The 13,835-nt window shown below is 62.7% G+C and carries 12 protein-coding genes; 3 read left to right on the top strand and 9 right to left on the bottom strand.

All coding sequences use genetic code 11. The features are described from left to right. Nucleotide 1: 1 nt before the first annotated feature. A complete protein-coding gene (locus YUA_RS0113985) occupies nt 2-628 on the top strand; it encodes an FMN-dependent NADH-azoreductase (protein ID WP_027531268.1) in 627 nt (208 codons plus the stop codon). 11 nt (nt 629-639) lie between these two features. On the opposite strand, the gene YUA_RS0113980 is transcribed toward YUA_RS0113985, so the two are convergent. Continuing rightward, nucleotides 640-1,629: a tripartite tricarboxylate transporter substrate binding protein gene (locus tag YUA_RS0113980; protein ID WP_027531267.1), complete on the bottom strand. Its 990-nt coding sequence runs from the start codon at nt 1,627-1,629 to the stop codon at nt 640-642. Between the two features lie 373 nt (nt 1,630-2,002). On the opposite strand from YUA_RS0113980, the gene YUA_RS0113975 reads away from it, so the two are divergent. Further along, entirely contained in the window at nt 2,003-4,843 is a 2,841-nt protein-coding gene (locus YUA_RS0113975) for a winged helix-turn-helix domain-containing protein (RefSeq protein WP_027531266.1), read from the top strand. 89 nt (nt 4,844-4,932) lie between these two features. On the opposite strand, the gene YUA_RS0113970 is transcribed toward YUA_RS0113975, so the two are convergent. The 3 genes from YUA_RS0113970 to YUA_RS0113960 form a co-directional block, all read right to left on the bottom strand. Continuing rightward, nucleotides 4,933-5,871, bottom strand: coding sequence for an aldo/keto reductase (locus tag YUA_RS0113970; RefSeq protein WP_027531265.1), 939 nt, complete (start codon nt 5,869-5,871; stop codon nt 4,933-4,935). Between the two features lie 94 nt (nt 5,872-5,965). Next, on the bottom strand, nt 5,966-7,456 hold the full coding sequence (locus YUA_RS0113965; RefSeq protein ID WP_027531264.1) for an MDR family MFS transporter: 1,491 nt from the start codon (nt 7,454-7,456) through the stop codon (nt 5,966-5,968). Further along, a complete protein-coding gene (locus YUA_RS0113960) occupies nt 7,453-8,598 on the bottom strand; it encodes an HlyD family secretion protein (protein WP_027531263.1) in 1,146 nt (381 codons plus the stop codon). Before YUA_RS0113960 ends, YUA_RS0113965 begins: the two co-directional genes overlap by 4 nt. Before the next feature lie 139 nt (nt 8,599-8,737). On the opposite strand from YUA_RS0113960, the gene YUA_RS0113955 reads away from it, so the two are divergent. Then, nucleotides 8,738-9,361, top strand: a complete 624-nt coding sequence (locus YUA_RS0113955) for a TetR/AcrR family transcriptional regulator (protein ID WP_027531262.1) — start codon at nt 8,738-8,740, stop codon at nt 9,359-9,361. Nucleotides 9,362-9,389: 28 nt separating this feature from the next. On the opposite strand, the gene msrA is transcribed toward YUA_RS0113955, so the two are convergent. From msrA to YUA_RS0113930, 5 genes are all read right to left on the bottom strand, one after another. Continuing rightward, entirely contained in the window at nt 9,390-9,905 is a 516-nt protein-coding gene (gene msrA, locus YUA_RS0113950; protein WP_027531261.1) for a peptide-methionine (S)-S-oxide reductase MsrA, read from the bottom strand. Between the two features lie 160 nt (nt 9,906-10,065). Beyond that, nucleotides 10,066-10,488 carry an OsmC family protein gene (locus YUA_RS0113945; protein WP_027531260.1) on the bottom strand — a complete coding sequence of 141 codons (423 nt, stop codon included), beginning with the start codon at nt 10,486-10,488 and terminating at the stop codon, nt 10,066-10,068. 115 nt (nt 10,489-10,603) lie between these two features. Further along, nucleotides 10,604-11,452 (bottom strand): enoyl-CoA hydratase/isomerase family protein, encoded by an 849-nt coding sequence (locus YUA_RS0113940; RefSeq protein ID WP_027531259.1) that lies wholly within the window; start codon nt 11,450-11,452, stop codon nt 10,604-10,606. 53 nt (nt 11,453-11,505) lie between these two features. Then, complete coding sequence (locus YUA_RS0113935) at nt 11,506-12,819, bottom strand: epoxide hydrolase family protein (protein WP_027531258.1); 1,314 nt, start codon at nt 12,817-12,819, stop codon at nt 11,506-11,508. A gap of 280 nt (nt 12,820-13,099) precedes the next feature. Continuing rightward, entirely contained in the window at nt 13,100-13,789 is a 690-nt protein-coding gene (locus YUA_RS0113930) for a VOC family protein (RefSeq protein WP_027531257.1), read from the bottom strand. Nucleotides 13,790-13,835: the final 46 nt, after the last annotated feature.

The raw sequence follows: 13,835 nt of genomic DNA, 5'->3' as shown, positions 1-13,835 counted from the left end.
GGTGGCAAAGCTTTTGCACCTCTCCTGCTCTCCGCGTGCCGATTCCGAGTCGAGCGCCGGCGCGCGGCTCTTCCTTGACGGCTTTCGCCAGGTCCGCCCCGATTGGGACATCGACCTCGTCGATCTTTGGCGCGAACGCATGCCGGAATTTGCCGGTCCCATCGTTGAGGCCAAATATGCGCGCATGAACGCACAGGCCTTCAACGACGCGCAGCGGGACAGTTTTGCCGAGGCCGAGCGGATGGCGCTGCGCTTTTCGCTAGCCGATCGTGTTCTGATCTCGACGCCGATGTGGAATTTCGGCATCCCCTACAAGCTGAAACAGTGGTTCGACATCATCATCCAGCCCGGGCTCACCTTCCGCTTCGACCCGGCGCGGGGATATCTTCCGCTCCTGAAGGACCGGCCGACCATCGTGATCCTCGCCTCCGGCAGCGACTTTGCCACCGGCATGAACCGCGGTCGCATCGACATGGCGACGCCATACTTGCGCGAAGCGCTTCGCTTCATCGGCATCAGCGACGTGCGCTTCGTGCCGATCGGCCCAACGGTAGGCCCGGCCGAACCGATCCGCGCCGCGCGCGACACCGCCCACCGCCGCCTTGCCGAGATGGCCATGCGGTTCTGAACTGCACTCACCTACAGCGATTGAAGTCCGATCGACTTGATCACCGGAGCAAGGCTTGCCGAGGTAGCATCGACAATTCGCTGGAATTTGTCCGGGCTCGAATCGCCGTCGGGCTCCATGCCCTGCGCGCGATAGTTCGCCTGGAGTGCAGGATCTGCCATCGCCGTGCGTGTTGCCTCTGCGATGCGGTCGATGATCGCATCGTCCGTCCGTTTCGGCGCGAACAGGCCGAACCATCCTTCATAGCTGAGATCCGGCATGCCCGATTCAATGGCGGTCGGTATGTCCGGCGCGCCGCTCAATCGCTTCTCGGTTGTGACCGCAAGCAACCTTATCTTGCCGGCCCGGCTCAATTGCAGCAGTTGAACCGACATGACGGCAACGACCAGAGATATCTGGCCGCTGACGAGGTCGTTGGTGGCCTGCGCGATGCCCCGATAGGGAACGTGGACGATATCCAGCCCGCCCGCCTGCTGTTTGAACAGCTCGCCGACCAGATGATTTCCGGTGCCGATGCCGGGCGTCCCGTAAGACATCGTGCCGGGATTGACCTTGGCGTAAGCGATCAGCTCCTTCAGATTTGTGGCCGGCACAGAGGGATGGGTGGCAAAAACCAGCGCGCTGCTGATCAGGCGATAGATCGCCCGGAAGTCGCCGACAGAATAGCCGGGATTTGCCGTCGTCAGCGGGACGATGACTTGCGTGCTGCCGTTTCCCAACAGCAGTGAATAGCCATCTGGCGCATCGCGCGCGACTGCGGCCGTCCCGATCGCGCCGCCTGCACCGCCGATGTTCTCGACGAAAGTGGGACCAAGCTGAGATGACATCTTCTCGACCCAGGGACGTCCGATTTCATCGCCTGCGCCGCCGGCTCCATAGGGGATCACCAGGCGTATGGGACGCGATGGATAGCCTGCTGCGTTTCCGCTGCGTTGAAATCCGGTGACTATCGCTGCAAATGCAACTGCATTGACGAATCGTCGCCGCGAGAGGGAGGGCATGTCCTGTTCCGAAAGGCGCTTTTGATCAGTGGCGGGACCGGCTCCCAGAACTCCATTCGCAGCAGGATGCAGCCATCGTCAATGGCATGTGCGATCGGCGAGACGACCATGGCTTGTGAGCAAAGCGGACATCTCCACCCGATTTTCGGCATGCCCCTCTGCGCAGGACCGACAGCTGCGGCCGATGAGACACCTTCTTCAATCGGTCTAAGCCATTAATATGACGCCAATATTTTCTCTTGCACGAGACCAACAGAGCGACCCGGAGCGCGTTGGCAGCCTTCCCCTCTGCTTTCGTCCAGTTTACTCACTGCTTCGATCTGCTAGACCAAATTCAAACATTTTTGACTCCCTGCCGTGAGGGCAATAACGCGTGCCCGACGATAGCAACCAAGGCGCGGCCATCTCATTTGGGCCATTTCGACTGTTTCCGAAGTCCCGCCTCCTGGAGAAGGACGGCGCGCACCTTCACATCGGAGGCCGCGCGCTAGACATCCTGATCTTCCTGGCTGAGCGGCCCGGCGAAGTCGTCGACAAGCGCGAGCTGGTCAAGCGGGTCTGGGCCGACGTGAATGTGGATGACGGCAGCCTCCGCTTCCACATCGCAGCACTGCGCAAGGCACTTGGCGATAGCGGCAAATCGGCCCGCTATGTCGTCAATGTCCCAGGGCGCGGCTATTGCTTCGTCGCGTCACTCGCCCAGGTTGCCCCCGCAACTCCTGCTCCCCCGCTAGATGTCCCCATCTCCCGCTCGCTTCCCGCGCCGCTTGCACGGATGATCGGGCGAGATGACGTCATCGAGAAGATTTCGACCGGGCTCGCGCTGCATCGTTTCGTCACGGTGGTCGGCCCCGGCGGTATCGGCAAGACCGCAGTCGCCGTGACCGTGGGCCATCGCCGGCTTGCCCATTTCGATGGCAACGTCTTCTTCGTTGACTTTGGACCGGTGAGAAAGCCTGAACTCGCCGCCATCACCATCGCATCGACGCTCGGGCTGTCCATCAACGCGGAGGATCCGGTCCCGGCCCTGCTGACCCATCTCCAGGCGAAACCGACGCTGCTGATCTTCGACAGTTGCGAGCACGTGCTGGAGACCCTTGCGCCGCTGGTCGAGCGTCTGGTTCGCGAGGCACCGCGACTGCATGTACTGGCGACCAGCCGCGAATCCTTTCGCAGCGAAGGCGAGCGGATATTTCGACTGTTTCCACTGGATTGTCCGCCGCGGCGCGATGACCTCGCCGTAGCCGACGTGCTCGCCTATCCTGCAGCCCAGCTCTTCGTCGAACGTATCGCGCAGAGCTCCGGGCCATTTCAGCTCAGCGCCGAAGAAGCACCGCTGGTGGCGGACATCTGCCGGCGCCTTGACGGCATTGCGCTTGCGATCGAGCTCGCGGCGGGCCGCGTCAATGCCTATGGCATCGCCGGCACGGCGTCCCTCCTCGACAGCCGGTTTTCGCTGCAATGGCGCGGGCGCCGCACGGCCATCCCGCGACACCAGACGCTCAGCGCCGCGCTCGACTGGAGCTACGACCTGCTTCCCGCGTCCGAGAGCGCGATCTTGCGGAGATTGTCGGTCTTCGTCGGGCCGTTCACGCCGGAGGCAGCTGCTGCTGTCGCCGCGGGCGACGGGCTCAGCGCGTCGGCGACCATGGAGGCGATCGACAATCTCGTCACAAAATCGCTGATCGCACCGTCCGGCGGACGGATTTTGCGTTATCGCCTGCTGGATACTACGCGCACTTACGCACTCGGCAAGCTGAACGAGGCCGGCGAAGCGAAGCGGATTGCGCAGCGGCACGCCGAATATTTTCGCGACCTGTTCGAGCGCGCCGAGGCCGAGACCTCCGCTCCGCTGTCGGAATGGCTTGGCATCTACGGCGCCGAGCTCGACAATCTGCGCGCCGCGCTGGATTGGGCCTTCTCGCCCGACGGCGATTCACAGCTCGGCATCGCGCTGACGGCGGTGGCGGTCACGCTCTGGGTGCGTCTTTCGTTGTTCGCGGAGTGTCGCGAGCGCGCCAGGACGGCACTGGCCGCGCTCGGAGACCACGGCGACGAGCGGGTGCGCATGCAGCTCCTGGCGGCGCTCGGCTGGTCGCTGATGTATGGCGAAGGGCGGGCGCGCGAGGCCCGCCCGATCCTCGAGGCCACGCTCGAACTGGCCGAGAAGCTCGACGACAAGGATTTCCGGTTGCGGGCCCTCTGGGGCTTGTGCATCGACCAGTTCAACAACGGCGCGTTCGGCAAGGCGCGCGCGCTCGCCGATCGTTTTGCGGAAGCTGCGGCGAGTTCACCCGACAAGACCGATCTCATGCTGGGCGATCGGCTCACCGCCGTCGCCCTGCACTATCTCGGAGACCAGCGCGAGGCCAGGGTCCGCATCGACCGGGTCAACGCGTCCCTGCATGTGCTGGCCGAGAAGCCGAAGATCTTTCCGCTCGATGTCAGGCTATCGACCCAGTATTTCCGCGCCCGCATCCTGTGGCTCCAGGGTCATGCGGATCAGGCCCAGGCGCTCGCCGAGCAAAACATCCATGAAGGCCGAGCCAACGGCCACGCGCTGACCTTCTGCAGCGTGCTCGGACAGGCCGCCTGCCCGATCGCCTTTCTGGCCGGGGACTACGACGCCGCCGAACGTTATGGGACCGAATTGCTCGAACACACCGACCGCCACGCCATCAGGCTCTGGGGCCTGTGGGCGCGCGCCTTCAACGCCCTGGTCATCGCCAAGCGCACCAACGTCGAGATGGGCTTGCCGCTGCTGCGCGACGAGCTCAATCGCGCTGGCGATGCGCGCTTCCTGCCGCGTTTTCTTCCCCTGCTCGGCGAGCTCGCGGCCTGTTTCGGACAGGCCAACCAGGTCCATCACGGCTTCGACACGATCGAGAACGCGTTGGCGCGCTGCAACGACAGGCAGGAGCGCTGGTATCTGCCGGAGCTGCTCCGCATCAAGGGCGAGCTGATGCTGAGAGAGTCACCCCAATCGGAAGCCGCTGACGCCTGCTTCCACGAAGCCATGGATCTGGCAGCACAGCAGGGCGCGGAGTTCTGGCAGCTGCGATGCGCGATCAGCATCGCACGGTTCAGGATTGGAAAGGACCAGGGCGCAGAGGCGCTTGCTGTTCTGGAGAAGGCCTGCGCCGCGATGACCGAAGGATCTGATATCGCCGATATGCGGATCGCCCGTGATCTAGTCGCGCAACTGCAGTCCTGATCGAAATAACAACGCAACGCCAGGGCGCCACGACCGAGCTGCGGGCATGCCGCGTTCCGGTCGTGGAACGCGGCGCTATGCCACTCGATTCATCCGGCCCGAGGAATAAATCCCGGCACACCGGTCTCGACCACCGAGTTGAACCTGATGTTGGTTGTGATCTGGTCCCGTATCTCCTGCATGGCGTCTTCAGGCAGCGTCGAAATATCGATGTTCTCGTGGATGCGCCGGGGATTGGTCGAGGTTGTCAGGAAAGCCGTGCCGCGCTGGACGGCCCATGCCAGCGCAATCTGAGCCGGCGTCTTGTCGAGACGCTCCGCGATGGCGGTGATGACCGGGTCGGCAAGGAGGTTCGGCTTCATGGCGTGTCCCAGCGCTGCAAACGCCTGCAGCACAATTCCATGGTCGCGGCAGAAGTCGAGCAGCTCCCATTCGGGAAGATACGGATGCGATTCGACCTGCACCATGGCCGGCCTGATCCGGGCCACCGCTACAATCTCGCGCAGCTTCTCCAGGGTAATGTCCGACAAACCGATCGACTTACAATGCCCCTCGTCGACCAGGCGCTCCAGCGCACCCCATGTCTCCGCCAACGCAACACCTGAATCATAGATGACCTGGCCGCGGTCGTCTCGCGGGTCCTGGTCGTCGCCCGGCTGGAAGGCAAACGGTGTATGGACGATATAGCAATCGATATCGTCGAGCTGCAGCCGCCGCCGACTGGCGTCGAAGGCAGGCTTCACGCGCTCCGGCCGATGATTGGTGTTCCATAGCTTCGTCGTCACGAACAGGTCGCGGCGCTGAAGCGTCCCCGCCTTGAACGCCTCTTGCAGAGCATCGCCGACGGCCTCTTCATTGCGGTAGCGCTCCGCACAATCGAGATGCCGGAATCCCGCCTCCAATGCAGACTTGGTGGCTTGCCTGGTCACGAGCGGATCCGGAATGAGCGTGCCAAATCCCACAGCGGGAATCGTCCCGGACTCATGCGTGGGAATCTTCGTATAACGAAGCGTATCGGACGTCGTCATGCTGGTGCTCCTTTGTTGGTCCTCGACTCCCGCACAAGCAGGGGACGAAGTGATCGAACTTGAAAATACAATGTCATTTCACGAGCCCAGGGCGTTAACCGGCGGGCCGCGGCTTACGGAGAAGGAACACGAGCGGGATCACCACGAGCATCGCGAACATCAAGATCTCGAACTGGTCGATGACCGCCACTGTGGCCGCCTGACGCGTGACCATGCCGTTAAGCGCGGCGAGGCCTGGCTTGCCAATAGAGCCGCCAACGTAAGCGGCGACACGGTGTGGCGTCAGGTTCTTTGCGAGTGCGATGTGCACGGCTTGGGTGTTGGCGTAGAAGAAGAGCTGGACCACCGCGATGCCGATGGTACTGCCATAGAGGCGCGACAGGTTGATCAGCGCGCTGCCTTCTGGGCGGAGCTTCGGATCGAGCGTACCGAACGCAGCTCGCGCAAGCGCGGGCAACAACATGCCAATGCCGACACCCTGGAGCAGGCCGGCCTCGACCACTGGCCGCCAATCCATCGCCGGTGAATAGCCGAGCATCAACCAGTTGGCATAGACCACTAGTGCCATCCCGCCCATCAGGAACGGGCGACAGTCGACTTGCGCCGGAACCAGGCTCGTCAGCACCAGCGCGCCCACCAGCGCCACGCCACGCGGAATGGTCATGTAGCCAGTGGTGTCGACGGGGTAGTTGAGCAACTCCTCCAGCATCGGGGACGTCAGCGCCAGGGTCGGCAGCAGAACGAAGCCGAGCGCAAACGAGATGACCGTAGAGAGCACGAGATTGCGATCCCTGAACAGCGAGGTGCGGAGAAAATGCTCCCTTGTTGTCATGACGTGGACAATGAAGAGATAGAAACCGAGGATCGATGCGGTCGCTTCGATCCAGATCTCCGTCGAGGCGAACCATTCGAGGCGCTCGCCACGGTCAAGCAGCATTTGCAGCCCGATCATGCCGATGGAAAACGTCGTCAACCCGAATAAGTCGAAGGACGTGCTCTGCTCCGCACGCTTCTCGCCCAGCAACTGGGCCATCGTCAGGAAGATGAAGCCCGTCATCGGCAGGCTGAAATAGAAGATCGACGGCCAGCCGTAATATTCACTGAGCCAGCCGCCGATGGCAGGGCCGGTGCTGATGCCGAGCAGGGAGCACACAGTCCACGCCAGGCTCATGCGCGCATGTCGTGACGGCGGCGTCACTTCAAGCAGGATCGGCAGCGAAAGCGACGCAAGCGGCCCGCTCGCCGCGCCCTGGAGGATCCGGGCCAGCACAAACTGGACGGATGTGGTCGCCAGCGTATTGAGCACCAAGCCAAGCACGAAGATCGCGACGGCGACCTGAAAGACCTGCTTCCGGCCATAACGTCCCGCTAGCCACTGCGTGATCGACATGGTCACTGCACTCGCGGCGATATAGGACGAAAAGACCCAGCCGACCTCATCATTGGCCATGGAGAGCGTCGCCTGAATGTGCGGCAGCGCAGCGTTCGGTATCGAGATGTTGACGGCCTGCATATAGGTCGCCAGGAGAGCCGCCGCGGAGATCGCGTAATGACGCGCGGCGGCCGATGGGACGGTCGTACTCATTTGCCCTCCGACGCGAGCGCGGATTGAAGCAGGCGCGGCCAGCTGCGGCGATAGCCGGTATCGACCCGCGCCGTCACGCTGATGCCCGAATACAGCGGCCGGGTCGTATCGAGATCGTCGAGTTCGAGACGCACCGGCAGACGCTGGACGACCTTGACCCAATTCCCGGTCGCATTCTCGGGCGGCAGCACCGAGAAGTCCGATCCGGTGCCGGGGCTCATGCTGTCGATATGCGCCTTGAACTTGCGATCAGGATAGGCATCGACGTCGATTGTCGCCTCTTGACCGGGATGCATATGAGTGAGGTCGGTTTCCCGAAAATTCGCCTCGACCCAGACGTGTCGGCTCGACAGCAGCGAGAATGTGGGCGCCCCGGCATTGACGAAGCCGCCGATCTGCAGATCGTCGACCTTCGTCACGATGCCGTCGTCGGGCGCCGTCACCGTGGCATAGGAGAGGTCGAGCCGCGCACGGTCGAGCTGCGCTCTGGCCGCGCGAACCGTCGGATGACGATCGACGTCGATATCAGGATCACCGTTGAGCGCGACGATCGTGTTGGCGATCTGCTGTTCGATCGACCTTGCGCGATGGCGAGCGACCTTCATGTCCGTCTCGACCCGCTCGTAGACTGCGCGCGGCGTGAAGTCGGAGGCCACCAGCGTCTTCTTGCGGTCGAACTCGCGTTCGTCGAAGGAAGCCGATTCCTCGGCCGATTGCAGCTCCGCCTGCTGCTGACGGTAGGTCGCCTTGAGGGATTCGATCTGGAGCCGCGTGCTGCCGAGCCGTGCCTCCGCCTGATCGACGGCAATCTGGTACGGCTCCGGATCGATTCGGAACAGGACCTGTCCCTGTCGAACGCGCTCGTTATCATGCACAGCGATTTCAACCGCCTGACCCGAAACGCGGGCGTTAATAGTCACCTTTGCTGCGCGAACGAACGCGTCGTCGGTCGAGACGTATTGCTCCTGGGCCAGATAGACAGAGGCGCCGATCGCGGCCACAACGATCGGCACCGCCAGCATCAAGGGCCGGCGCAACCGCTTCCCGAGTTCCGGTCGGAATGACTGGCCAACAGCTTCGCTCTCGCAGAAGCTCGTGCGATCGCCCCACCAGCCAGCGATTGGCGCGAAATTGAAACGCATCGAAATCCTCGTCTTCAATTAACTAACGTTCGTTACAAATACTGTCCCATGGACTGGCAATCAAGCCTCGGCCTCTTGATTTTTATAACGATCCATACAAATATCTGTAACCAGGCACGATAACCCGGATCTTGACGAAATGGCGCGCAAAAGCAGCGAAACGAGCCCCGTACGCCGTGGGCGACCGCCGGCCTATGACGTTCAAACGGCCCTCAAGCGAGCAACCGAGAGCTTTTGGAAGACCGGCTACTCCGGAACTTCCCTGGACAAGGTGGCGGCGGCCACCGGCATGAGCCCGCCGAGCCTCTATGCGGTCTTTGGCAACAAGCACGCGCTCTACCTCGAGGCGCTCGCCCGTTATTGGGACATCAGCCTCGCCGCCACGCGCGAGGCACTCACGGGGGACCACCCCTTGGACGAAGCGCTGATGCTCGCCTACGACGCGGCCCTGTCCGTCTATTTTTCGGGTAAGGGACACGCGCGTGGCTGCTTTGTAGTCGGAACTGCCGTTACCGAAACCGCAGAAGATGCGGCGATCCGAAAAAGCGTTGCGACAGGACTTCGTGCGATTGACGCCGATTTCGAGGCACGATTCCGTCTCGCACAGGACAAGGGCGAGCTGAAGCGCGATGCCGACCCCGCGACGCTAGCCATCCTGGCGGCAGCCACGATGCACACCATCGCGATCCGAGCCCGCGCCGGCACCTCCCGCGCCGAACTGAGGGAGCTTGCGCGGAAGGCAGTAGATGTGATTTGCGGATGACAGACGGAGCCGCGCCGGGCGTCTCACCTTAGCTCCCCGCAGCAACCGCGCGCCGCGGCAACTTCCAATCGGGCCGGATGAAATGACAGGTGTAACCGTCAGGATAACGTTCGAGATAATCCTGATGCTCGGGCTCGGCCTCCCAGAATTCGCCGGCGGGGGCGACTTCCGTCACCACCTTGCCGGGCCACAGCCCCGATGCTTCGACATCGGCAATGGTGTCTTCAGCGACGTGCCTCTGCTCGTCCGACGTGTAGAAAATCGCCGAGCGGTAGCTCGTGCCCAGATCGTTGCCCTGACGGTTGAGCGTCGTGGGATCGTGGATCTGGAAGAAGAACTCCAGCATGGCCCGGAAGCTGGTCTTCGCGGGATCGAACATGATCTCGATCGCTTCGGCATGGCCTTCATGATTGCGATAAGTGGCGTTCTTCACCCGACCGCCGGTATAGCCGACGCGCGTTGAGATCACGCCGGACTGCTTGCGGATGAGATCCTGCATGCCCCAGAAACACCCTCCAGCCAAAACCGCGCGCTCTGTCGTCATTTGATGCTCCATCTGGTCAATTCGGATGATCTCACCTTACTGCGTGACTGCGTGCAAGCGAGGATCATCACGATCGTCGTGACACCTCAGGCAAAATCGCCCAAAACCTGTCCTCATCTGGCCGATGTTGGCAGGGCATGGGCGACTGCCTTTGGTTCGGCTAGGTGAGCTTGGCGTCGAGCGTGATCTCGGCGTTGAGCACTTTCGACACCGGACAATTCTTCTCGGCCTCACCGGCGATACGGGCAAAGCCGGCGTCGTCGAGGTTCGGCACCTTGGCGCGCAAGGTCAACGCCGACTTGCTGATCTTGAATCCCTTGCCTTCTGGATCGAGCGTAACTGCAGCTTCCGTTGAAAGCTCGGTCGGCGTGAAGCCCGCGAGCTGAAGACCGAAAGCCAGCGCCATCGTGAAGCAGCCGGCGTGTGCCGCTGCGATCAATTCCTCGGGATTGGTGCCCTTCTCGTTCTCGAAGCGCGTCTTGAACGAATAGGGCGTCTCGGCGAGCACGCTGGATTCGCTCGATAGATGACCGGTGCCATCGCGGCCGGTGCCCTGCCACACTGCTTTTGCCTTGCGGATCATCTCTTTTCTCCTTGTTTTGTTTGTGGTCGTTTGGCGGCGCTCCGCACCGGCGGAAGGTTATCCCGGCGCTGCCGCCGTGTCGCCTTCCAACCGGTCGAGCGCCGCAGCGGTTCCATCAGATGCCGATCTGTCCGACGTGGAAGCCCAGCCGGTTCTCGACATCGCCCGCGCGGTGGAAACCACGCGCCATCAGCGCCTTGATCCTGGTCTGGCTCGCAGGACGACCGAGGGCGGCTATGAAAGCGCCCCACTCCGGCTTGATCTCCTCATCCGGCGGCAGGCTCGCGACATCGACGAGACGCTTGGTCTCGGCGATCGCGTCCTTGTCGAAGGTGGCGATACGCATGGCGAGCGCCTCGACGAAACCGTCGAGCTCGGCATCCGGCAGGGACCGGTTCACATAGCCGTAACGCTCGGCGAGATCGCCGCGAATGTCATCGGCGCCGAGCAGCACCTCGAGCGCACGGCCGCGGCCCATCAGGCGCGGCAGCCGCGCCATCGGTCCGCCGCCGGGCACCAGACCGGCGCCGACTTCCCATTGCGACAGGATCGCCTTCTCGCGGCTGGCAAAGCGAATGTCGCTTGCGAGCGCGAGCTCACTGCCGACGCCGGTCGCGCGGCCCCGGATCGAGGCAATCGACACCACCGGTGCCCGGCTCAGGCGGACCAGCATGTCGGGCAGCGCCTGCAGCCCGGTCGGCCCCGGCGGGACATTGAGAGAGTCCTCCAGCGGCGCAAGAAAATCGTAGTGCGTGATGAAGAAACCCTCGACGGCGCTGTCGAATACCACGACCTTCACCTGCGGATCGGTTTCGATCGTCGTGATGATGTCGTTGAGCAACGGCAGGTGTTTCGGACCAAAGATGTTCACGGGCGGCATGTCGAAGGTGACCCGCCAGTATGTCGGCAGGCGTCGCTCCAACCGGATCTCATTTCCTGTGAAATTACGTTCGGGACGATTCATGGTTTTCACTCCTGATATGTTTTTGAAGGAAGGGGACGCGCGTCCCGCTCAACTCAGATCGACTGGCGCAGCGGCCGGAACGCGGTGCGCATTTCCGAGCAAAACAGCGCGGGCTGCTCCCAGGCCGCGAAGTGGCCGCCCTTGTCGAGGCGGTTGTAGTGAATCAGCTTGGGATAGGCCTTCTCGGCCCAGCTGCGCGGCGCGGCGTAGATCTCTTCCGGGAAGACGCTGACGGCGACCGGGATCTTCACGTGCTTGGGCTCGAAGAACACCAGTTTGTTCTCCCAGTACAGACGCGCCGAAGACACCGCCGTATTGGTGAGCCAGTAAAGCGTGATGTTGTCGATGACGTCATCCCGCGACAGCCCCTCGGTCTTGCCGTCGAAGACCCGCGCAATCATCGCGGCGCTGCGCGCGTCGTGATCGAGCATCCAGGAGGCCAGGCCCGCCGGCGAATCCACAAGGCCATAAAGCGTCTGCGGCCGGTTCGACATCTCGATCGCGTAGCCGAGGCCATGCTTGTAGAAATCGTCGAGCTGATCGTAGGCATATTTCTCGTCGTCCGAGAGGGCGGACGGCTTCGATCCACCGGGCTGAAGCGCCTTGGCGATGTCGTCGGGAACAGTCGCGGGCATATTGGTGTGAATCCCGAGCAGCTCCGGCGGCGCCAGCAGCGCCATCTGCTCCGTGACCGCGTTGCCCCAATCGCCGCCCTGGGCGACGTAGCGATTGTAGCCGAGCCGCTTCATCAGCACGACCCAGGCGCGCGCCACACGCTGTGGATCCCAGCCGAGCTCGGTCGGCTTGCCGGAGAAGCCGTGTCCGGGGAGCGAGGGAATCACGAGATCGAATGCGTCCACAGCCTTCACCCCATGTGCAGTCGGATCAGTCAGCGGGCCGACGATCTTCATCTGCTCGATGATCGAGCCAGGCCAACCATGCGTAACGATCATCGGCAAGGCATTCTCGTGCCTGGAGCGCACGTGAATGAAGTGAATGTCGACACCGTCGATCTCGGTGACGAATTGCGGCAGCGCGTTCAGCCGCGCCTCCATCTTGCGCCAGTCATACTCGGTCTGCCAGTAACGCACGAGCTGCTGGACGGTCGCGAGCTGCACGCCCTGCGATTGATCGGTGACGATCTCGCGATCCGGCCACCGCGTCGCCACAAGGCGGCGGCGCAGGTCGAGCAGATCCTCCTCGGGCACGTTGACGTGGAACGGACGGATCGCTCCGCTTGCAGCGGCCATTACTGGACGCGCCGGAAACAGGCTCGCCATGCTCGCGGCAACGGCGCCCATCGCGGCCTGGCCGAGCAGTTGGCGGCGGTCGGGGTTCATCATGTCGGCTCGTGTTTGCGTCGTCATTTTGGATCTCCCTGGCTTTGGTCCGCGACGTTGACCGAAATTCGAAATCGAAAGATCGGTTCGTCCTGAAGACAGATTGGCTCAGACGCCGGCCATTAGCTCGTTATGGATTGTTAGGCTGCGTTAGCCGTTGCGAGTCGTCGTAACGCAGGATCTGAGTTTGACGAGGGATGATCTTCGCAAGATGCGTCATCCAAACGCATCACGGCACGCGATGAGTCATCGCGCGCCGTGAACATTGATCTAACCTATTTACGCCCGCGATTCTTACGCTCGCGATTCAGGTCGGCAGCGAATGGCCGGCCTGCTCGCGCACGATGTAATCGGCGTACCAGTCCTGCCAGTTCTCGTCGTGCAAGCCGGTCCGCTTCTCGTGCTCGCCATGCGCTGCCGCCGCGCGTCGCAACGCGCGCGCAAGTTCGTCTGACGACGTGAACGTCGTGTCGGTTGCCTCGATACGCCCGGGTAGCCGTGTTGTGACTTCCTGGAAGAACCAACAATTGCCGTCGGGATCCCTAAAGGAGGCAAACGAGCTATAGCTGCCGCGTTTTGGATCAGCGCCGTTGAGCCGGACACTGCCGAAGAGATACGGCTCGTCCGCCCCGGCGTGAACGTCGCCGCCACCGTGGAAGGGTTCGCTGATCTTGATGCCACGCGCGAGCAGATCCTGTCGTGCCGCTTCGAGGTCGGAGACGATCAGATACAGGCCTTGCGCCGAACCGGGCGCCGCGGGCGTCACGTTCTTGCCGAAAATCACGGAGCAGGCCGAGCCCGGCGGCGTGAACTGGATGACGCGCCAGCCGTCTCCTGAGGCAAAGTCGGCATCCAGTCTCCAGCCGAGGCTCGCATAGAAGGCCTTGGCGCGGTCCACGTCCGAAACGGGGATCACGACGACCTCGAGCTTGAGGTCGATGGCGCGCGACGTCGCTGACTTGGCGTCGGCTGGGTGATTCATCTCGGGGGTGGTCATGTCGAACTCCCTGGTTTGAGATCGGGCTCGGGACCGAAACCCGCTT

Source organism: Bradyrhizobium sp. WSM3983 (assembly GCF_000473045.1).
Taxonomy (GTDB): domain Bacteria; phylum Pseudomonadota; class Alphaproteobacteria; order Rhizobiales; family Xanthobacteraceae; genus Bradyrhizobium.
Note: the sequence above shows the minus strand (reverse complement) of the source record. Positions and strands in the feature narration are given on the sequence as shown.

Excerpts from the sequence above, each read along its gene's own strand:
- YUA_RS0113965 (WP_027531264.1), bottom strand. The coding sequence starts at position 7,456 with ATGAGTACGACCGTCCCATCGGCCGCCGCGCGTCATTACGCGATCTCC.
- YUA_RS0113945 (WP_027531260.1), bottom strand. The coding sequence starts at position 10,488 with ATGATCCGCAAGGCAAAAGCAGTGTGGCAGGGCACCGGCCGCGATGGC.
- YUA_RS0113955 (WP_027531262.1), top strand. The coding sequence starts at position 8,738 with ATGGCGCGCAAAAGCAGCGAAACGAGCCCCGTACGCCGTGGGCGACCG.
- YUA_RS0113930 (WP_027531257.1), bottom strand. The coding sequence starts at position 13,789 with ATGACCACCCCCGAGATGAATCACCCAGCCGACGCCAAGTCAGCGACG.
- YUA_RS0113935 (WP_027531258.1), bottom strand. The coding sequence starts at position 12,819 with ATGACGACGCAAACACGAGCCGACATGATGAACCCCGACCGCCGCCAA.
- YUA_RS0113970 (WP_027531265.1), bottom strand. The coding sequence starts at position 5,871 with ATGACGACGTCCGATACGCTTCGTTATACGAAGATTCCCACGCATGAG.
- msrA (WP_027531261.1), bottom strand. The coding sequence starts at position 9,905 with ATGACGACAGAGCGCGCGGTTTTGGCTGGAGGGTGTTTCTGGGGCATG.
- YUA_RS0113980 (WP_027531267.1), bottom strand. The coding sequence starts at position 1,629 with ATGCCCTCCCTCTCGCGGCGACGATTCGTCAATGCAGTTGCATTTGCA.
- YUA_RS0113960 (WP_027531263.1), bottom strand. The coding sequence starts at position 8,598 with ATGCGTTTCAATTTCGCGCCAATCGCTGGCTGGTGGGGCGATCGCACG.
- YUA_RS0113940 (WP_027531259.1), bottom strand. The coding sequence starts at position 11,452 with ATGAATCGTCCCGAACGTAATTTCACAGGAAATGAGATCCGGTTGGAG.